Source organism: Streptococcus cuniculi (genome assembly GCF_004570575.1).
In the GTDB taxonomy this organism is placed as follows: domain Bacteria; phylum Bacillota; class Bacilli; order Lactobacillales; family Streptococcaceae; genus Streptococcus; species Streptococcus cuniculi_A.
In genome coordinates, this window is record NZ_SPPD01000001.1 from 1 (window position 1) to 17,874 (window position 17,874).

Genomic DNA, 17,874 nt, shown 5'->3' on the forward strand with positions numbered 1-17,874 from the left:
AATAGTTAAGTGACGATAGCCTAGGAGATACACCTGTACCCATGCCGAACACAGCAGTTAAGCCCTAGAACGCCGGAAGTAGTTGGGGGTTGCCCCCTGTGAGATAGGGTAGTCGCTTAGCTAGAATAGGGAGTTTAGCTCAGCTAAGGAGAACGAAAGTTCGCCTTTGTCGCAGATGACGTAGTCATTGCACGACAGGGGAATCCAGTGAGCTGAACTTCCGTCAAAGGGAGTTTAGCTCAGCTGGGAGAGCATCTGCCTTACAAGCAGAGGGTCAGCGGTTCGATCCCGTTAACTCCCATATAAGCGGGTGTAGTTTAGTGGTAAAACTACAGCCTTCCAAGCTGTTGTCGCGAGTTCGATTCTCGTCACCCGCTTTTGGAGACTATCCAATACCAAACAGATGTTTGGGCGCGTAGCTCAGATGGTTAGAGCGCACGCCTGATAAGCGTGAGGTCGGTGGTTCGATTCCACTCGTGCCCATTATATCAATATGGTCCGTTGGTCAAGGGGTTAAGACACCGCCTTTTCACGGCGGTAACACGGGTTCGAATCCCGTACGGACTATGATGACAAGAGAGCTTAGGCTCTCTTTTTTACTTTAGATAATAGACTTATGACATATAGTATTGACTTTAGAAAATGTCTGCTGTCTTTCGTTCAGGAAGGGCACACTCGAACAGAAGCCAGTGCTCTTTTTGTTATCGATGCCTCTACTTTACGTAAATGGGAACAAAAAGGGCACTTGCAGAACAAGCCTAGACAGCGTTCTCTCCGTAAACTTCCTAAAGACCAGTTATTGGCTTACGTTGAGCAACATCCAGATGCTTATCTTCGAGAAATCGTAGAGTACTTTTCCTGTGCGATTCATGCTGTTTGGAAAGCACTAAGGAAATACAATATTACTTTAGACAAGTTATCGAGAACAGAACCTAGACGTTTCCTGGCCGTTTTAGCTGTCCTCGTTGCCCTCCCTATTTGTTTATATTGATGAAGCTAAAAATATCTGTGACAGATTGCTTAGCGTACGGTCTTAAAACTTAATAACTATAAAATGCGAAAAATTATTAATTGAAATTCGGGAATTGAAAAAGGCTAAAACCAATATTGTGAGGATGGTTTTTCGCCCTTTGCTGTTTGTTAAGAGAGTCAATTAGTCTCATGGGTGTATATAGTCAAATGAATGAATTTTCAGACAAGGAATTAAGTACGGCAAGTCGAAAGTAACAATGTATCAAAACTAACTAAAAAAATATGCTAAAAATGTAATTCATCTGGCAAAACAATAGTTTCCTGCCCTTTTTTGTCGATGACGAGTAATTTGCCAGGGTAAAGTGGATCAAAGGGAATCTGTAAATCCACGGAGAGAGCATTTAGATAATGCTCTTGTGAAAAGGTGACCGTGATTTTCCCCTTTTTGTTGCTGAGCTGAAATCGGATAATGGATTTCAAGGGGATAACGTGCTTGAGGTAATTGTCAATGATATACCAGATGCTATCAATCACATTCCCAGGAAGGGAAGTGACGGTACTGAAGCTGGCATAGCGTCCAGTTGTATTTGTAAATGCCATAATGTTTTCCTTTTATTCGTAAGAAAAAAGCCTGAAAATCAGGTTTTTCTGTATGCAACTTTAACGATTTCGTAGTTCTAAATATCGTTTGTACCAAATGTTGACATAGGCTTGAGAGAAGGGGCCGCGTTTGTTATTAATCCAATCCACGAGGATTTTGACATTTTCTTTCAGAATAAAGTCAATATCTGCTGGGTATTGCATCTGTCTTCGGTGTCGTTCATATTCGTCAACATCTAACAAGCGTTTTTCTCCGTCCACAAAGACCTTCACATCAAGGTCATAGTCGATGTATTTGAGGGCTTCGTTATCAAGAACGAAAGGGCTTGCTAGGTTGCAATAATATGAAACACCATTCTCGCGAATCATAGCAATGACATTAAACCAATATTTCTTATGAAAATAGACAATTGCGGGTTCTCTGGTGACCCAACGTCTGCCGTCATTTTCGGTGACCAAGGTATGATTGTTGACACCGATGATAGCATTTTCTGTTGTTTTTAGTACCATGGTATCGCGCCAGGTGCGGTGCAATAGACCATCATGTTTATAACTCTGAATTGTAATAAAGTCGCCTTCTTTTGGTAATTTCACTTGGTTACCAACTTTCTACAATTTAAGTTTAATTCTCCCTATTATACCATAACTTTTAAAGAATAGGAAAAATTTTTACTGTCTAGACTTTTTTGTTCGGAAATAGAAAGTTAGAGATAGTCGCGTAGGATGCTTTTTATTTGCTGATAATCATAGCCTTTACGCAGGAGGGCTTGCGTTAGGCGTTGGCATAATTCATAGCCCTCGTACTTGCGGCTATATTTGCGATATTGTTTGTCTAACTCTTTTTGAATGAGCAAGTCTTCTAGTTCATCGTCTGATTCTAATTCCAGATTCTGGACAGCTGTCTGTGCTTGGCTGTAAGTAAATCCCTTGTTGAATAAGGATTGAAGCAGTTTATCCTGCAAGGCACGATGCGGTAATTTGTGGGCATGTGCTTTAGCAAGTTTTTGGACAACACGCTCTGCAATTGGGGAAAAATCAATCTCTTGGAGCCCTTCTTCGATGAGTGAAAGAGGGATGCCTTTTTGAGAGAGTTTTTGCTTGAGAACTTGTGCCCCCTTGTCTCCAGATAATTGGTTTTGATAAAGATAGGTTTCAACGTATTTCTGGTCGTCAATCCACTTGTCAGCTTCAAGATTGTCAAGAATTTGGGGAATAATGCTTGCTTCAATCTCATATTTTTCAAGGTAGAGTTGGACTTCCTTGCGGGTTCTCTGTTTGAAAGAAAGGTGATAAAGAGCAAGGTTTTTGCCGTAGGATAGTTGAGCAAAGGTTTGGATTTCTTTCCAGCTTTCTAGCGTCAGTTCCATATCCTTACTGAGCATAAAACGGACAATGGTATCTTCGGTAATATAGACTTGGTTTTCGTTATCTACTTCTAGGAGGTAGAGACGCTTTTTCTTTTCAAGTTTTGTAATTCTCATTCTTTCATTATACATGAAATTTCGGTAAAATAGTATTATGAGTATACAAGTAAAACAACGGATTGTCTTAAAAATTAAGCGAATGGGAATCAATGGTGAGGGGATTGGTTTTTATCAGAAAACGCTAGTCTTTGTGCCGGGAGCCTTAAAGGGTGAAGAAGTTTATTGTCAGGTGACAGCTGTTAAGCGGAATTTTATAGAGGCACGTTTGCTCAAGGTGAATCGTCCTTCCAAGTTTCGGGTTGCTCCAGCATGTCCCCTATATGAGGCTTGTGGTGGCTGCCAAATCATGCATTTGCGCTATGATCGGCAGTTGGATTTCAAGACGGATTTGTTATGGCAAGCCTTGAAAAAATTTCAGCCTGCTGGTTTTGAAAACTATGAGCTTCGTCCGACTATTGGCATGAAAGAGCCGAGATACTATCGGGCAAAGCTGCAGTTTCAGACGCGTCTAATAAAAGGACAAGTTCAGGCAGGGCTATACGCAGAGCATTCTCATCGCTTGGTTGCGATTCAAGATTGCTTGGTACAGGATAAAATAACACAGCAGGTCATCAATCAGGTAGCCACCTTATTAACCAAACATCGGATTCCAATTTATGATGAACGGCGTAATGGAGGTATTCGGACCGTTATGGTGCGGCGGGCTCGGGAGACTGGGCAGATTCAGTTGATTTTTGTGACCTCTCGTCAGATCAATCTGATGCTCCTAGTAGAAGAGCTTGTTGAAGAATTTCCAGAGATTGTGACGGTAGCAGTCAATTGGCATAGCAAAAAGTCAAGTGAGATTTACGGGGAGAAGACGGAAATCATCTGGGGACAAGAGGCGATTGAGGAGTCTGTGTTGGGCTATGAGTTTGCCTTGTCACCGCGTGCATTTTATCAGTTGAATCCAGAGCAGACAGAAGTCTTGTATGGTGAAGCCGCTAAGGCGCTAGATATTCGAGGGCATGAACACTTGATTGATGCCTATTGTGGAGTTGGCACTATTGGTTTTGCCTTTGCAAAGAAAGTGAAATCGCTACGTGGGATGGATATGATTCCAGAAGCCATTGAGGATGCGAAGCGCAATGCAAAAGCGTTGGGGTTGGCCAATACTTATTATGAGGAGGGGTTGGCAGAGGACATTATCCCTCGTTGGTATAAGGAAGGCTATCGGGCAGATGCTGTGATTGTCGATCCGCCACGGACGGGGCTTGATGAGCAGTTGTTGGCAACCATTGTCCGTTACCAGCCTGAAAAGATGGTCTATGTGTCTTGTAATGTGTCGACCTTGGCTCGGGACTTGGTCCAGCTGGCGGAGGTCTATAAAGTTGACTACATTCAGTCGGTGGATATGTTCCCCCATACTGCAAGAACAGAGTGCGTGGTGAAATTATCCAAACGGCAGGTTAACGAATTATGATATATCAGTCTTTTCGTTTCCTTTTAGTACTCGCTCCAATAGTCTGGAAGACTGTTGGAGCTTGGAAATAAAACGAGTGTAACTCGTGTCAACGAGCTTTTGTATCATGCGGAATTGTGTTCGAGCTAAACGTCACTATGAAAAAGATAGGTATTTAGCTAGTTACAACTACGAACGCCTTTAGGGGGGACGCCGTCGTTGCGAACTTTGTTCACTTACGGATACGGCTCCTATCAGGGGACGCAGGTGTTTCGGCTTTAGCCGATTACAGCTGTGGGTATAAACGAAATGACGATAACAGATGAAGCAGGGCTAACAGAGCTCTGTTTTTCAGTCTATCAACAAATATTTCAAATGATGTCAGAGGTGTGGAACATAAAAAACTTTTGTATAAAGCGCTTACACAAAATTTCAAATAGTGTAGAATAACATGTTCAGAAAAGAAAAGGGGATGAATATACCGAAAAATTTAAAGAAGCTTTGTTGTTTACCACGTTGATGTGTGGCTCGATGGTCTCTGGGATGAGCTGTTGAAATCTGTTTCTTGTGGGACAGTTTTCGTGGAGTCATGTTTTGACAGGTTTTGCCCCTGTTTTTTGCTTGCTTTTGCGTTAGATATGCTACTGGTAGACCCTCTTGCGAAAAGCTTGCCTTCCGTCTCTTAAGCCTGATCCCAGCCCCTATCAAGGATTGACATCCTCATCATTTCAGGTACGACGGTGTTGTTTATGGTCACCTTAATGTCCTTAGCATGAATGGTATACCGCTCAGTTTTGGAAGGGATGGTCTTGTTTGGCTCAATAATGCGGTTATGGCGCTACCTTTACATTTCTTTGTTGCAGGGCATTGGCTCGATTATTCTTTGGTCAATTAGTGGTGTTCTTGTTTGCTAAAACAGAAGCTGTATAGGACTTTAGTCGCTATTAACACGTTACTCTAGCTTATAGTTGCAGTATTCAATAAAAACGGAAAGATGATGTAAAGAAGATTAGGCAGGGTATTTTTAAACTTGCATTTCGGCCGAAAATAGCCTATACTTATAGTGGTTATAACCGATAAAGGAGTAGATATTATGGCCGATATATCTAGCACAAAGCCTCTTTATCTACAATTAGTGGAGACGCTTGAAACAGAGATTCGAGAGAAAATGGAGGCAAATGAAAAATTACTCTCCGAAAGAGAATTGACCCAGGTGTATGGCGTCAGTCGGATTACTGTCCGTTTAGCTTTACAGGAATTAGAAAAAAGGGGACTAGTCTATAAGGTTCATGGCAAGGGGACCTTTGTATCAGAAGTTGGTCAACAGGCTGTTGATTTGTCCATGACCTACAGCTTTACCGAGCAGATGCGTCGGGTCGGTCGAGTACCGAAAACAGAGATTTTGTCTTTTGAGCGCATTCAGGCGACGGAGTTTCTGGCGCAACGCTTGCAGGTTGCCATTGGTGAGCCTATCTTTGAATTGGAGCGCTTGCGCTTGGCAGATGGGATTCCCATGATGTTGGAACGAACCTATGTACCAGCGCTGATTTTTGATTCCCTATCTGAAACAGAGTTGCAGGTGCGGCCGCTCTATGAAATTTTTGCTGAGGATTACGATCAGGTCATTCGCCTGGCAGAAGAGGAATTTTATGCCAGCATCGCTCTTGAAAATGAAGCAAAGCTACTAGATATTCATAATGGGGATGCGGTTCTACACCTGATTCGTAAGACCTATAATGATAAGAATCGCATGATTGAATACACCTTTAGTATTGCACGTGCCGATCAATTTCGGTACAAGATTAGTCATACACAGGGAGAATAGGTCGGAATATATAAACGAGGTTGGTACATCTGTCCAACCTCGTTTATTTTTGTAGTTCTGATCATTTTAATGTTTATTCGCAACGATTTCAAATTTGAAAAATTTCCAATGTTTGTAGGTTTCAATGTATTCCAACACTTCTTCGCTACCTGTTCGCTTGGTGGTGCGAATTTGCAGGATACTTGGCTCATCTTTTGACATCTGGAGATGTGTTGCCACTTCTGTTGGAGTAGGAAAGACCACTTCATTGGTCTCAGCATAGAGCTCTTCTGACATATGGATGTTAAAGTCCAGTTTAAAGCGTTGGTAGATGGATTGGAAATGGGAGAGGGGGGCCTCAGGATGTTTGATATAGCGAGCAGGAATATAGGACTGCTGATAAATATAAGGAGCACCCTTTGCATAGCGCAAGTGGATAATTTTATAGTAGTAGGACGTCTTATCTAGCGAAAGTTCTTCAAGGATACGGGGGTCATTGCCCTTTTCGCAAGTCAAGACTTTGACGCTTTCTTCTTCAAGTGAAAAGACTTCAATATCCGAAAATTCAACCAGTTTGCCCTTGCGAGAGCGGGAGACAAAGGTTCCTTTTCCTTGTTGGCGGACAAGGTAGCCGTCTTTCACTAATTCATTGACGGCGCGGATGACGGTGATCGAGCTGACATTGTAGAGTTTGGTCAATTCAGCTTCGGTATAAAATTTATCCCCATTTTCAAATTTTCCAGAAATGATTTGGTGACGTAAGTCATTTTGTACTTGTTGGTATTTTGGTATTTTCATGGTGTTCCCTTTCTAACATTACGAATTTTCATACATCTTATGGTACTTATTATACTAAATTTTGATAAAAAAAGAAAATTTTTTAAAAACAACTGGACATAACCATGAATTTATGTTAATATATTGATAGAAAATAGAAAACGGTTACAAGGAGGACGTGGTGAATACTTTCCAAATTCGAGACGATTTTTATCTCAATGCTCAGCCATTCAAAATCCTATCAGGAGCGATTCACTATTTTCGAGTCCATCCGGATGACTGGTATCATTCATTGTATAATTTGAAGGCTCTAGGCTTTAATACCGTTGAAACCTATGTCCCTTGGAATTTACATGAGCCTCAAAAAGGTGTGTTTACAACAGAAGGCATCTTAGACATTGAGCGTTTTTTAACCATTGCGCAGGAACTTGGCTTATATGCTATTGTTCGGCCGTCTCCCTATATTTGTGCAGAATGGGAATGGGGAGGACTTCCTGCTTGGTTATTAACCGAGAAGGTGCGTGTTCGTTCAAGAGATGAAGCCTATCTACAGCATATAGACGATTACTACGCCTTTCTCTTACCTAAGCTAGCCAAGTATCAGTTGTCCCAAGGGGGCAATATCTTGATGTTCCAAGTTGAAAATGAATATGGCTCTTACGGTGAGGATAAGGAATACTTGAGAGCAGTAGCTACTCTGATGAGAAAATATGGCTTGACGGCTCCCCTCTTTACCTCAGATGGTTCATGGCGAGCGACCTTGCGAGCTGGAACCTTGATTGATGAGGATATTTTGGTTACAGCGAATTTCGGTTCAAAAGCCAAAGACAATTTCGAACAACTACAGGCCTTCTTCGATGAACACGATAAAAAGTGGCCACTCATGTGTATGGAATTTTGGGATGGTTGGTTCAACCGTTGGGGTGAGGAAGTCATTCGGAGAGATCCAGACGAACTGGCGGCAGCTGTCATGGAAGCGCTTGAGTTAGGAAGTATCAATCTTTATATGTTCCACGGTGGTACCAATTTTGGCTTTATGAATGGCTGCTCAGCGCGAGGACAGATCGATTTACCGCAGATTACCTCCTATGACTATGATGCGATTTTAGATGAGGCAGGAAATCCAACCAAGAAATTCTATGCCCTCCAAACTTTGATGAAAGAGCGCTATCCACAATTGGATTATGCAGAGCCCTTGATTAAAGAAGCGACTGCCTATCCAACGGTGCCGTTGAATGACAAGGTGAGCTTGTTTGCAGCAGTAGAGCAGCTAAGCACCCGCCATCATGCTTTTTATCCAAAATCGATGGAAGAGCTTGGTCAAAATGTCGGTTACATTTACTACAGGACACGAATTGAAAAAGATAAGGCTGATGACGAACGCTTGCGAATTATTGATGCGAGGGACAGGATTCAAGTCTTTGTAGACGGTCAGAAGATTGCGACCCAGTATCAGGAAGAAATTGGAGAAGATATTCATTTCCAACAAGCGAATACAGAAGCAGAATTAGGTGTGTTGGTTGAGAATATGGGGCGTGTCAATTACGGACATAAACTGACAGCTTCGACTCAATATAAAGGACTTGGACGTGGAGCGATTGCAGATTTACACTTCATCGGACAGTGGGACATGTACCCGCTACCGCTGGATCGGATTGGTGAGCTGGCTTTCACGGAAGAATGGCAAGAAGAACAACCAGCCTTCTATCGTTACCGTGTAACGATTGAGCATTGCCAAGATACCTATCTAGATATGACAGGATTTGGTAAGGGAGTTGTCTTTGTAAATCAGGAAAATATAGGTCGTTTCTGGGAACGAGGCCCACTTCTTTCTCTCTATGTACCGAAAGGATACTTAAAGAAAGGAGAAAATGAAATTATTATCTTTGAAACAGAAGGCAAATATAGAGAGAACCTTCGTTTCTCACAGGAACATGTCTATAAAGAGATTTAAACAGCAAAAAGGAGAATACTATGGCAATTATAGGAACACGTATTGACGGTCGATTGATTCACGGTCAAGTGGCGAATCTTTGGACAACCAAACTCAACATCTCGCGAATTATGGTTGTAGATGATGAGGTTGTTAATAACGATATTGAAAAATCAGGCTTGAAATTAGCTTGTCCTGCGGGTGTAAAATTATCGATTTTACCGGTTGAAAAGGCAGCGGCAAATATCCTAGCAGGGAAGTATGATTCACAGCGTCTTTTGATTGTAGGGAAACGTCCCGCTCCATTCTTAGGATTGGTAGAAAGAGGAGTTGAACTTCCTGAACTGAATGTTGGAAATATGTCTCAGTCAGCTGAGTCTCGCTCTGTTACCCGTTCGGTAAATGTGGTTGATGAGGACATCAAAGACTTTGATGCATTGCATGCCAAAGGTGTGAAATTGATCCATCAAATGGTACCAGGGGATACTGCCAAAGACTTCTTACCTCTACTTGATAAGGTAAGATAAGCAATCCCTGTTCATCAAAATCAGCTTTTATTCCAGAGTGGGGTGACAGCTGGTTTTAGGGAGTATGATTTTATTTCGTATATTATAAAAATTTTTAGGAGGTTACATCATGATTCAATGGTGGCAAATTCTTTTACTTACCTTGTACTCAGCTTATCAAATCTGTGATGAGTTGACAATCGTATCTTCTGCCGGTTCCCCTGTATTTGCAGGGTTCATTACCGGTTTGATTATGGGAGATTTGAAGACTGGTTTGTTTATCGGTGGTTCTCTCCAATTGGTAGTGCTTGGTGTAGGTACTTTCGGTGGTGCATCACGTATTGATGCGACATCTGGTGCGGTTATAGCAACTGCCTTCTCTGTAGCCAAAGGAATTGATCCTGAGCTTGCGATTTCTACAATTGCGGTACCAGTAGCAGCACTCCTTACTTATGCCGATATCCTCGGTCGTTTCTCAACTACTTACTTTGCCCACCGTGTGGACGCAGCAGTGGAACGCTTTGATTACAAAGGAATTGAGCGTAACTACCTTCTAGGTGCGATTCCTTGGGCAGCGTCTCGTGCAGTTCCAGTTCTTCTTGCCCTTGCCTTTGGTGGGGACTTTGTTCAAACAGTTGTTGACTTCATTAAAGAATACCAGTGGGTAGCATCTGGTTTGACACTTGCAGCTCGTATGCTTCCAGGTCTTGGATTCGCTATCCTACTTCACTATCTTCCATTGAAACGCAATCTTCACTACCTTGGTATGGGATTTGCGATTACTGCAATGATGACAACTGTATTTGGTGGTCTTTCAGCTCTTAGTGGTGCTGTAGGCACACTTGCAGGTGCTTATGATGAATCAGCAGAATCAGCCATCGGCTTCTCATCATCAGCATTTGATAAAGGTTTACCAATGGTTGCAATTGCTATAATCGGTATCGGTCTTGCAGTTCTTCATTACAAGAATGGCCAAAATGTGACTGTCGTTGCAGCTCCAACTAATGCAGAAAGTGGGGAAATTGAAGATGATGAAATCTAATTACAAACTTACGAAAGAAGATTTTAATCAAATTAACAAACGTAGCTTGTTTACCTTCCAATTGGGTTGGAACTATGAGCGGATGCAAGGTTCTGGTTATCTCTATATGCTCTTGCCACAGCTTCGTAAAATGTATGGAGATGGCACTCCTGAGCTGAAAGAAATGATGCAATTGCATACTCAATTCTTTAATACATCACCATTCTTCCATACGATTATCGCAGGGATTGACCTTGCCTTGGAAGAAAATGAAGGTGTTGCATCTAAAGATGCGGTGAATGGTGTGAAAACTGGTTTGATGGGGCCATTTGCCCCTATCGGAGACTCTGTTTTTGGTTCACTTGTGCCAGCGATTATGGGATCTATCGCAGCAACTCAAGCAAAAGCCGGCTCTCCCATCGGTATTGCAATGTGGGTTGCCGTAGCAGTTGTGTACGATATTTTCCGTTGGAAACAGTTGGAATTTGCTTATAAAGAAGGAACAACTCTTGTTACAACCATGCGTAGCAAATTGACTGCCCTTGTAGATGCAGCTTCTGTTCTTGGGGTCTTCATGCTTGGTGCGATGATTGCAACTATGATTAACGTTGAAGTGACTTGGACACCGCATATCGGTGACAAGGCAATCATGATTCAAGACATGATTAACCAAATCTTCCCACGTTTGGTGCCAGCCGTGATTACAGGTGTAATCTTCTGGTTACTTGGCCGTAAAGGTATGACTTCTACAAAAGCAATCGTAATTATCATTATAGTAGCTCTTGCTCTATCAGCTCTTGGTCGTTTCGGCTTCCAGATGATGTAAGGTATCCTCTATGAGTAAACATTTAGTATTAATAAGCCATGGACAATTCTGTGAAGGTTTGAAGCAAAGTACAGAGATGATTATGGGGCCACAAGACAATATTCATACTGTTTCCTTGCTCCCAGCAGAAGGTCCAGAAGCATTTCAAGCGAAATTTTTAGAGACGATTGAAGGATTAGACGATTTTGTTGTCTTTGCGGATTTGCTCGGTGGTACACCCTGTAACGTCGTCAGCAAATTGATTCTGGAAGGGCGTGCGATTGAGCTCTATGCAGGAATGAATATGCCAATGGTCATTCGTTTTATCAATGATGCCCTTCTTGGAACAACATCACGTTATGACGAAAACACATCAGAATATATTCAGTATGTAAATGATGTATTGGCTAGCATGTCCGATGACGAAGATGAATAGGCTTTAAGTATTCTCAAGAGTTGGCAGAAATGCCAGCTCTTGTTTGGGTTTTGAAGCGTATGAGGTTGAAAAATAGTATATAATACAGATAGAATCATTTGATTTGAAAGGAGATAGGATGATAGAAATCAGTTCATTTGGAAGTGAAAAAGCTAGGAAGTACCGCTTGGTCAATGAAGCTGGAATGCAGGTTGCTTTGACCAATTTTGGGGCGAGAATTGTGGAGATTTTGGTGCCAGTGGAAGAAAATGGTGGCTTACGCAATCTGACCATGGCAGCAGGGTCAGATGAGGAGTATCTAGCGAAGGATGCCTATCCCGGTGCGACTATTGTTCCAGTTGCGGGTCGTATCTCAAGCGCGCAGGCAGTTATTAATGGACAGGTCTATTCTTTTACCGAAAATGAGCCAGGTCGCACCTTGCACGGTGGTGTGAATACTGCTAATGAACAGTATTGGGATGCGGAAGTAGATGAGCTAACAAATAGTGTTGTTTTCTCAATTGAGTTGGCAGATGGGTTTAATGGATTTCCGGGCAATGTGCGTGTGAAAGCCCGCTATCGGTTGACAGAAGATAATGCGCTTGAGGTTTCCTATACTGCTCAATCGGATAAGGACACCATTTTTAACCCGACCAACCATGTTTATTTTAATTTGACAGGTGATGTTAATCGTGATATTGCCAATCACCATGTGCGGATTGCAGCTCAAACCTATGCGCCGCTCGGTGAGGATAATCTGCCCCTTGGCAGGTTAGAGCCAGTAGAGGGAACCCCCTTTGATTTCCGATCAGGCGGGACATTTGCCCAAGGTTTTGCCTTAGAGCATCCGCAGAATCAATTGGTCAAGGGCTATGATCATCCCTGGGTCTTGGATCAGGTGGATGAGCCAGTAGAGGTGATCAGTCCAGACCGCAAAATCCGTTTGACCGTTGAGACTAACCAACCAGCAGTGGTTATTTATACCTATAATTTTCCAAGCGAGGGAATGGCAGCCTTTCACGGAGCCTTTAGTTTGGAATGTCAAGGACTTCCTAACGCCTGCAATATAGAAGGATTTGGCTCTATTTTACTAGAAAAAGATCAGCTCTTTGACCATCTAACATCTTACAAATTTGAGTTCAGTTAAGTAGTGAGAGCGTAAAAAAAGTCCTAATGAAAATAGGAGATTTGTGAAGCGTTCGATGAACGCAAACAAAGCTATCCCTAAAGGGATTCTCAGCTGTAACTAACTAAAGTTAGAACATCTGCCTATCTTTTTCACACAGGGTTTAGGGCGTGTTCAATTATAAGTTACGAGGGCGTGAAAAAAGCGACTGTACTCTCATTGAAGAAACAATCCACTGGATTATTTCTTCCGTATCTGGAAAACGAGCAAGCTCGTAACAGCTATGGCAAAAATAGGAAATCTGACGAGAGAAAAGCTCCAGTGGAGGGTTTTCAGCCTAATCTCTAAAGGGCATCTCAGCTGAATCATCTAAAGCGAGAACAACTACTGCAAGTCTATTTTCCGAGCTTTTAGCCTGAGTTCAATTACACAAGATACGAGGGCGTTTGATACGAGCAAAGCTCGTTTTATTTCCAACCTTCAACAGTCTATCCCTAGACTGTTGAAGCGAGCAAAGCAAAAATAGAAGATTGACGACGTGTTCGATGAACACAAGGCGATCTATCCTCAAGGGGATTCTCAGCTGTAATCGGCTAAAGCCGAAACATCTGCCTATCTTTTTCATAAAGATTTTAGATTGAGTTCGGTTAGTAAGATACGAGAGCGGTATAGTTATTTCGTTTATAAAGCACGATTTTAACAGTCCTAAATGTAAGTGACAGATAATAGCGATATTGTCGCCCCCTAAGGAAAAGTTCCAAATAGAAAACAGAAACAAACAACTGTAACAGTGGAGAAAATAGTAGGAGTTTGAGGTTGTTGTTCCGGTAGTTTTTGACTGTCAGCCAGAGTCTAGTAGAGGGAGAGAAAAACGATTTTTCCCTCCCTTTTCCTTTTAGAGTGTGGTATAATGAAAAAAACGGATGAAGGTGGTAGTATGAACACGATTGATCTTTCTGTTCCTGTAGCCCTAGTAATTGAAACACATCCAGAGGTGTTGGATATCTTGGTCGAACTTGGCTTTACCCCACTGGCTAATCCCTTGTTGCGGCAGACGCTTGGAAAAACAGTATCGCTCAAGCAAGGTGCCAAGATGAAAGGGATTGATTTAGCACGCATTCATTCCACTCTGGAGTGGAATGGCTATGATGTGATTGGAGGAGAAACATGACAGACGAACGGATTCATATTTTAAAGGAGATTTTATTAACGTTACATCGTGGAGCGAGTCCTGCTAGTGTGCAGGAACGGTTTAATCAGACCTTTGCAGGTGTTTCAGCCATTGAAATTTCACTCATGGAACATGAATTGATGAATTCGGATTCGGGAGTCACCTTTGAAGATGTCATGGCACTATGCGATGTACATGCCAATCTGTTTAAACAAGCGGTCCAGAATGTAGAGGTAGCAGATGCGGATCAAGCAGGTCACCCTGTCCGTATCTTTAAAGATGAAAATCTAGCTTTAAGAGCAGCCCTTATTCGGGTTCGTCGGTTGTTAAACAGTTATGAAGAGACGCAAGATCCAGTGGTTCGTAGTGAGCTCACCAAAGGCTTGGAGCGTCAGCTTGACCTCTTAGGGCAATTTGAGAATCACTATCGGCGTAAGGAGGAGCTCTTCTTTCCACTAATGGAAAAATATGGTCACGACGCACCACCTAAGGTCATGTGGGGTGTGGATGACCAGATTCGGGATTTGTTTATGACCGTCAAAGAAGACCGTCATGCCTTAGATCAGCGTGGAATTCTCGTGTTGAAAGAGAGTTTTGAAGCCTTTGCGACTGAATTTGAAAGCATGATCTTTAAGGAAGAGTCCATTTTACTGATGATTCTCTTAGAATGCTTTACTCAGGACGACTGGCTTCAGATTGCAAGAGAAAGTGAGACCTTTGGCTATGCTATTATCCGTCCGAGTGAGGTTTGGTACCCAGAACGAACAAGGTTTACCCCAGCAGCACATGTCACAGAAGTTGCAGAAGAGGCTACTGCAAGTACAAGTGAGGTCATCCGTCACAGGATTGACACGCCGGAAGGTGAGTTGACGATTTCTTTTAAACCCAGACAAGTATCAGCACAGGAAAGCCAAGCCTTTGGTAATGGCTACTTGTCTGTGGAGCAGGCCAATCTGATTTTGAATCATCTCCCGATAGAAATTACCTTCGTCAACAAAGACGATATTTTCCAGTATTATAATGATGCGGTACCGAGCGAGGAAATGATTTTTAAACGAACTCCGAGCCAGATTGGTCGGCATGTCGAATTATGCCACCCGCCGAAATTATTGCCCAAGGTCCGAGCGATTTTCACGGCTTTGCGTGAGGGGCGTAAGGATAAATTTGAAATGTGGTTCAAGTCAGAATCGCGCGGTCAATTTATCCATGTGACCTATAAGGCTGTCCGTGATGCGACGGGGGAATTCCAAGGGGTATTGGAATATGTCCAAGATATTGCCCCCTATCGGGCGATTGATACAGATGTGTACAGGGAGATTGATGAATGACGTATGAAGAGGAATTTTTAAAAGAGTTTGAAGCTTGGGTTAATACCCAAGTGATGATCAATGAAATGGCGATGGAAGAAAGCCGCCGTGTCTTAGAAGAAGACAAGGACGAGCGGGCAGCAGATGCCTACATTCGTTATGAGAGCAAGGTAGATGCCTATCGCTTTATTCAGGGAAAGTTTGCCAACTACGCTGCTGGCAAGGGATTCCATGATTTACCAGATGAGCTATTTGGTCAAAGACAGTATTAAAAATGAATCAAAAGGAGATATGAAAAATGGCAAAGAAAAAAGTAAATCGTAAAAAATTATTGAAGCGCGAATGGGCAAGATTGAAAAAAGCCAGTCGTGAGCGCTTGGGGCAAGTGGTTGATACTGCTGAAACGGTTGTGGATAAGGCAGTGGAGCAAGTCAAGGAAGTGGTGGCAGAAATCAAGGGGCAAGAAGTAGCTAGCCTAGAGGAATTTCAAACTCTACCAGAATTGGAAGGGATTCCAGCTAGTCGCTTGGAAACCTTCTACCAAGCAGGAATTAAAAGCCTAGCCGACTTTGCAGCATGGACAGAAAAAGACTTGCTTGCCTTGAAAGGAATCGGAGCTGCGACCTTGAAACAATTGAAAGAAAAAGGCATTGCATTGAAGGACTAGTTGTGATTTGAGGGAATTAAAAGCCCGTAAAGAGAGTAAGTTTGTAAGAGTTAAGCGATAGGATAGATGAGATTTTCAAAGAGTATCTATTTCGTACGCCACGGTGGGCACTTATTTTCCTAAGTGGTACTCCCTACTTATATCGTCAGTTCGTTTATACCTAAAGGTAGGAACAGCTGTAATCGGTTAAAGCCGAAACAGCTACCTATCCACTAAAGGGATTCTCATCTGTAATCGGCTAAAGCCGAAACATCTGCCTATCCACTAAAGGGATTCTTAGCTGTAACTCGCTAAAGCGAGAACAGCTACCTATCTTTTTCACACAGTGCTTAGCTCGAACATAATTCCGCATGCTACAAAAGCTCGTTGACACGAGTTACACTCGTTTTATTTCCAACCTCCAACAGTCTCCCAGACGATTGGAGCGAGTACTAAAAGTAAACGAAAAGACTATATAATAGGGATTAGCCTATACAGAATAGAAAGATAGCGATGGTGAAAAAGAAAAATAGAAAAAAAGAATTAAAACGACAACAAAAGTTGGATATAAAAATAGTGTCCGAACAAGAGGCTGCGCTTCTTGAAAAGGGAGGACCAACTCAGCTCTTTTACGAGGAGAGAATCATTCCCCATTTTGACCCCACTAATACAGCTGCCCTTCAGCTTCTGGAAGAAAATGATAGTTTGACCGATGATGACATCGGTATGCTTCCGCTTCAACTTGCTACTGGGACCTTTGTCTGGAGGCATGATCATTTACTCTATCAAAAGGCAGTGACTACACCAAATGATCACAAGCGAAAGAAGATACTACATCAAGTATTAGCTGAAAATCCCGATTACTTTTTAGCAGAACTTCATCTCTGGTTGGCAGATTGGGATGTATATAGTCCGAGTTACTTTGTGCACACACAAGCCTTTCAAGCCCATACGATTGAGCGTTGGAAAAAGGAGGGCTACGCTGATTGGCATAGCTTTACAGCACGTCCTTATCTCACTGCTTTGGTTTACTTGATGGATTATTATTGTGAGGCAGGATTTTACTCCAAGGCATTAGAAATTGCGATATTGGTCGACAGTAAGCGACCAGGGCGATTTCCGACAGGCTTTGTTGTTCGTATGCTGGCACTCTATAACCGTCTAGGGCATTTTGATAAAATTGAACGCTTTTACCAGATGAGAGTGAAGAAATATGGTACAAAAGATGATACTGTTTTAGTACATTTGATGATTGCACGTATCTTACAAGGTCGTTGGGAAGAGGCACAAAGGCTATTTGACCAACTGATGATGATCAATCCAGATACACTAACATTCTTTGCAGGAGATCCCATTGACCATATTGAGAGAATAGAGAATCAAGAAAGCTATTATCACTGCACCTCGGAATCTCTAGCTTCTCATCTGAACCCCCTACTAGTGCTCTTACTCGACACGCCTCTTGTACTAGAGTTTTTAAAAGAAAGGGCACTGGAGCGACAGGGAGAGGACTTTTGTGAGCATTTGAATCTTGGATTCTGGGGACTGTTCCAATTGCCGATTTTTAGGGATCTTCGCATGAATGCTGTTCAAATTTTTTACAAAGAAGGCTTCAGAAGTAAGAAAGATTTTGAAGCAAGGACGGAGAAGGAAGTTCTTGCTCTCAAGGGCATTGGGGCAAAAACAATTGAACAATTAAAGAAGAATGGCATCGTGTTTAAAAGATCCGAATAGATTGCAATTTCTTGAAAAATCTGCTACAATAAATCCAATCGGAGGAATAATGAGTTTGTCTGTTACAGAAAGCGGTGGCGCTGAGAAATCCGCACAGATGTCAGTATTTGTTGCTGAGGTTACATAGAATAACTGAATAAAGTGAGAGCGGGCTTGACCCGAATCTGGGTGGTACCGCGGAACAATCATGAA

General features: G+C 42.4%; 18 protein-coding genes, 4 tRNA genes, 1 rRNA gene and 2 pseudogenes. 20 read left to right on the forward strand and 5 right to left on the reverse strand.

Features of this window, described 5'->3' with window-relative positions; genetic code table 11:
• The first annotated feature begins 5 nt into the window (after window positions 1–5).
• From rrf to E4T82_RS00030, 6 genes are all read left to right on the forward strand, one after another.
• A 5S ribosomal RNA gene (gene rrf / locus E4T82_RS00005) occupies window positions 6–121 on the forward strand.
• 107 nt (window positions 122–228) lie between these two features.
• Window positions 229–301, forward strand: a tRNA-Val gene (locus tag E4T82_RS00010).
• A gap of 5 nt (window positions 302–306) precedes the next feature.
• A tRNA-Gly gene (locus E4T82_RS00015) sits at window positions 307–377 on the forward strand.
• A gap of 32 nt (window positions 378–409) precedes the next feature.
• Window positions 410–483 (forward strand) — tRNA-Ile (locus E4T82_RS00020).
• Window positions 484–495: 12 nt separating this feature from the next.
• A tRNA-Glu gene (locus tag E4T82_RS00025) sits at window positions 496–567 on the forward strand.
• A 49-nt stretch (window positions 568–616) separates the two neighbouring features.
• The gene (locus E4T82_RS00030; RefSeq protein WP_228065001.1) at window positions 617–991 is read left to right on the forward strand and encodes an IS630 transposase-related protein; all 375 of its coding nucleotides are present in this window, start codon (window positions 617–619) and stop codon (window positions 989–991) included.
• Between the two features lie 266 nt (window positions 992–1,257).
• Here the strand turns inward: E4T82_RS00030 and E4T82_RS00035 are convergent, their stop codons facing one another.
• From E4T82_RS00035 to recX, 3 genes are all read right to left on the reverse strand, one after another.
• Complete coding sequence (locus E4T82_RS00035; RefSeq protein ID WP_135180877.1) at window positions 1,258–1,572, reverse strand: DUF960 domain-containing protein; 315 nt, start codon at window positions 1,570–1,572, stop codon at window positions 1,258–1,260.
• Between the two features lie 60 nt (window positions 1,573–1,632).
• Window positions 1,633–2,166, reverse strand: a complete 534-nt coding sequence (gene ntdP / locus E4T82_RS00040; protein ID WP_135180878.1) for a nucleoside tri-diphosphate phosphatase — start codon at window positions 2,164–2,166, stop codon at window positions 1,633–1,635.
• Between the two features lie 110 nt (window positions 2,167–2,276).
• Complete coding sequence (gene recX / locus E4T82_RS00045) at window positions 2,277–3,053, reverse strand: recombination regulator RecX (protein WP_135180879.1); 777 nt, start codon at window positions 3,051–3,053, stop codon at window positions 2,277–2,279.
• A 37-nt stretch (window positions 3,054–3,090) separates the two neighbouring features.
• On the opposite strand from recX, the gene rlmD reads away from it, so the two are divergent.
• Both rlmD and E4T82_RS00060 read left to right on the forward strand, forming a co-directional pair.
• Complete coding sequence (gene rlmD, locus E4T82_RS00050) at window positions 3,091–4,458, forward strand: 23S rRNA (uracil(1939)-C(5))-methyltransferase RlmD (RefSeq protein WP_135180880.1); 1,368 nt, start codon at window positions 3,091–3,093, stop codon at window positions 4,456–4,458.
• A 1,072-nt stretch (window positions 4,459–5,530) separates the two neighbouring features.
• The gene (locus E4T82_RS00060; protein WP_135180881.1) at window positions 5,531–6,262 is read left to right on the forward strand and encodes a GntR family transcriptional regulator; all 732 of its coding nucleotides are present in this window, start codon (window positions 5,531–5,533) and stop codon (window positions 6,260–6,262) included.
• Window positions 6,263–6,328: 66 nt separating this feature from the next.
• On the opposite strand, the gene E4T82_RS00065 is transcribed toward E4T82_RS00060, so the two are convergent.
• A complete protein-coding gene (locus tag E4T82_RS00065; protein ID WP_135180882.1) occupies window positions 6,329–7,039 on the reverse strand; it encodes a GntR family transcriptional regulator in 711 nt (236 codons plus the stop codon).
• A gap of 160 nt (window positions 7,040–7,199) precedes the next feature.
• Here E4T82_RS00065 and E4T82_RS00070 point away from each other — a divergent pair, with 160 nt between their 5' ends.
• The 12 genes and pseudogenes from E4T82_RS00070 to E4T82_RS00120 all read left to right on the forward strand — a co-directional run bounded on the left by E4T82_RS00070 (window position 7,200) and on the right by E4T82_RS00120 (window position 17,682).
• Window positions 7,200–8,972, forward strand: a complete 1,773-nt coding sequence (locus E4T82_RS00070) for a glycoside hydrolase family 35 protein (RefSeq protein ID WP_135180883.1) — start codon at window positions 7,200–7,202, stop codon at window positions 8,970–8,972.
• Between the two features lie 20 nt (window positions 8,973–8,992).
• Window positions 8,993–9,478, forward strand: a complete 486-nt coding sequence (locus tag E4T82_RS00075) for a PTS system mannose/fructose/N-acetylgalactosamine-transporter subunit IIB (protein ID WP_135180884.1) — start codon at window positions 8,993–8,995, stop codon at window positions 9,476–9,478.
• A gap of 109 nt (window positions 9,479–9,587) precedes the next feature.
• A complete protein-coding gene (locus tag E4T82_RS00080; RefSeq protein ID WP_135180885.1) occupies window positions 9,588–10,499 on the forward strand; it encodes a PTS mannose/fructose/sorbose/N-acetylgalactosamine transporter subunit IIC in 912 nt (303 codons plus the stop codon).
• Complete coding sequence (locus E4T82_RS00085; protein ID WP_135180886.1) at window positions 10,486–11,304, forward strand: PTS system mannose/fructose/sorbose family transporter subunit IID; 819 nt, start codon at window positions 10,486–10,488, stop codon at window positions 11,302–11,304. Before E4T82_RS00080 ends, E4T82_RS00085 begins: the two co-directional genes overlap by 14 nt.
• A gap of 10 nt (window positions 11,305–11,314) precedes the next feature.
• A complete protein-coding gene (locus E4T82_RS00090; protein WP_135180887.1) occupies window positions 11,315–11,719 on the forward strand; it encodes a PTS sugar transporter subunit IIA in 405 nt (134 codons plus the stop codon).
• A gap of 118 nt (window positions 11,720–11,837) precedes the next feature.
• Entirely contained in the window at window positions 11,838–12,845 is a 1,008-nt protein-coding gene (locus E4T82_RS00095) for an aldose epimerase family protein (protein ID WP_135180888.1), read from the forward strand.
• 916 nt (window positions 12,846–13,761) lie between these two features.
• Window positions 13,762–13,995, forward strand: a complete 234-nt coding sequence (locus tag E4T82_RS00100) for a DUF1858 domain-containing protein (protein WP_135180889.1) — start codon at window positions 13,762–13,764, stop codon at window positions 13,993–13,995.
• Window positions 13,992–14,769: pseudogene (locus E4T82_RS13110) on the forward strand (DUF438 domain-containing protein); the annotation flags it as partial. The gene E4T82_RS00100 and the pseudogene E4T82_RS13110, both read left to right, overlap by 4 nt.
• 65 nt (window positions 14,770–14,834) lie before the next feature.
• Window positions 14,835–15,323 (forward strand): annotated as a pseudogene (locus tag E4T82_RS13115) (PAS domain-containing protein); the annotation flags it as partial.
• Window positions 15,320–15,574 carry a DUF1912 family protein gene (locus E4T82_RS00110; RefSeq protein WP_135180891.1) on the forward strand — a complete coding sequence of 85 codons (255 nt, stop codon included), beginning with the start codon at window positions 15,320–15,322 and terminating at the stop codon, window positions 15,572–15,574. The pseudogene E4T82_RS13115 and the gene E4T82_RS00110, both read left to right, overlap by 4 nt.
• A 26-nt stretch (window positions 15,575–15,600) precedes the next feature.
• Window positions 15,601–15,969 (forward strand): helix-hairpin-helix domain-containing protein, encoded by a 369-nt coding sequence (locus E4T82_RS00115; RefSeq protein WP_135180892.1) that lies wholly within the window; start codon window positions 15,601–15,603, stop codon window positions 15,967–15,969.
• A gap of 492 nt (window positions 15,970–16,461) precedes the next feature.
• On the forward strand, window positions 16,462–17,682 hold the full coding sequence (locus E4T82_RS00120) for a hypothetical protein (RefSeq protein WP_135180893.1): 1,221 nt from the start codon (window positions 16,462–16,464) through the stop codon (window positions 17,680–17,682).
• On the opposite strand, the gene E4T82_RS12400 is transcribed toward E4T82_RS00120, so the two are convergent.
• Window positions 17,644–17,871: a hypothetical protein gene (locus tag E4T82_RS12400; protein ID WP_167753527.1), complete on the reverse strand. Its 228-nt coding sequence runs from the start codon at window positions 17,869–17,871 to the stop codon at window positions 17,644–17,646. The two genes, E4T82_RS00120 and E4T82_RS12400, sit on opposite strands and share 39 nt — an antisense overlap.
• Window positions 17,872–17,874: the final 3 nt, after the last annotated feature.

Bases quoted from the DNA above. Each gene is read 5' to 3' on its own strand.
- E4T82_RS00110 (WP_135180891.1), top strand. From the start codon at position 15,320: ATGACGTATGAAGAGGAATTTTTAAAAGAGTTTGAAGCTTGGGTTAAT.
- recX (WP_135180879.1), bottom strand. From the start codon at position 3,053: ATGAGAATTACAAAACTTGAAAAGAAAAAGCGTCTCTACCTCCTAGAA.
- E4T82_RS00120 (WP_135180893.1), top strand. From the start codon at position 16,462: ATGGTGAAAAAGAAAAATAGAAAAAAAGAATTAAAACGACAACAAAAG.
- rlmD (WP_135180880.1), top strand. From the start codon at position 3,091: ATGAGTATACAAGTAAAACAACGGATTGTCTTAAAAATTAAGCGAATG.
- E4T82_RS00085 (WP_135180886.1), top strand. From the start codon at position 10,486: ATGATGAAATCTAATTACAAACTTACGAAAGAAGATTTTAATCAAATT.
- E4T82_RS00090 (WP_135180887.1), top strand. From the start codon at position 11,315: ATGAGTAAACATTTAGTATTAATAAGCCATGGACAATTCTGTGAAGGT.
- E4T82_RS00030 (WP_228065001.1), top strand. From the start codon at position 617: ATGACATATAGTATTGACTTTAGAAAATGTCTGCTGTCTTTCGTTCAG.
- E4T82_RS00095 (WP_135180888.1), top strand. From the start codon at position 11,838: ATGATAGAAATCAGTTCATTTGGAAGTGAAAAAGCTAGGAAGTACCGC.
- E4T82_RS00100 (WP_135180889.1), top strand. From the start codon at position 13,762: ATGAACACGATTGATCTTTCTGTTCCTGTAGCCCTAGTAATTGAAACA.
- E4T82_RS00080 (WP_135180885.1), top strand. From the start codon at position 9,588: ATGATTCAATGGTGGCAAATTCTTTTACTTACCTTGTACTCAGCTTAT.
- E4T82_RS00060 (WP_135180881.1), top strand. From the start codon at position 5,531: ATGGCCGATATATCTAGCACAAAGCCTCTTTATCTACAATTAGTGGAG.
- E4T82_RS00065 (WP_135180882.1), bottom strand. From the start codon at position 7,039: ATGAAAATACCAAAATACCAACAAGTACAAAATGACTTACGTCACCAA.
- E4T82_RS00035 (WP_135180877.1), bottom strand. From the start codon at position 1,572: ATGGCATTTACAAATACAACTGGACGCTATGCCAGCTTCAGTACCGTC.
- E4T82_RS12400 (WP_167753527.1), bottom strand. From the start codon at position 17,871: ATGATTGTTCCGCGGTACCACCCAGATTCGGGTCAAGCCCGCTCTCAC.
- E4T82_RS00075 (WP_135180884.1), top strand. From the start codon at position 8,993: ATGGCAATTATAGGAACACGTATTGACGGTCGATTGATTCACGGTCAA.
- E4T82_RS00115 (WP_135180892.1), top strand. From the start codon at position 15,601: ATGGCAAAGAAAAAAGTAAATCGTAAAAAATTATTGAAGCGCGAATGG.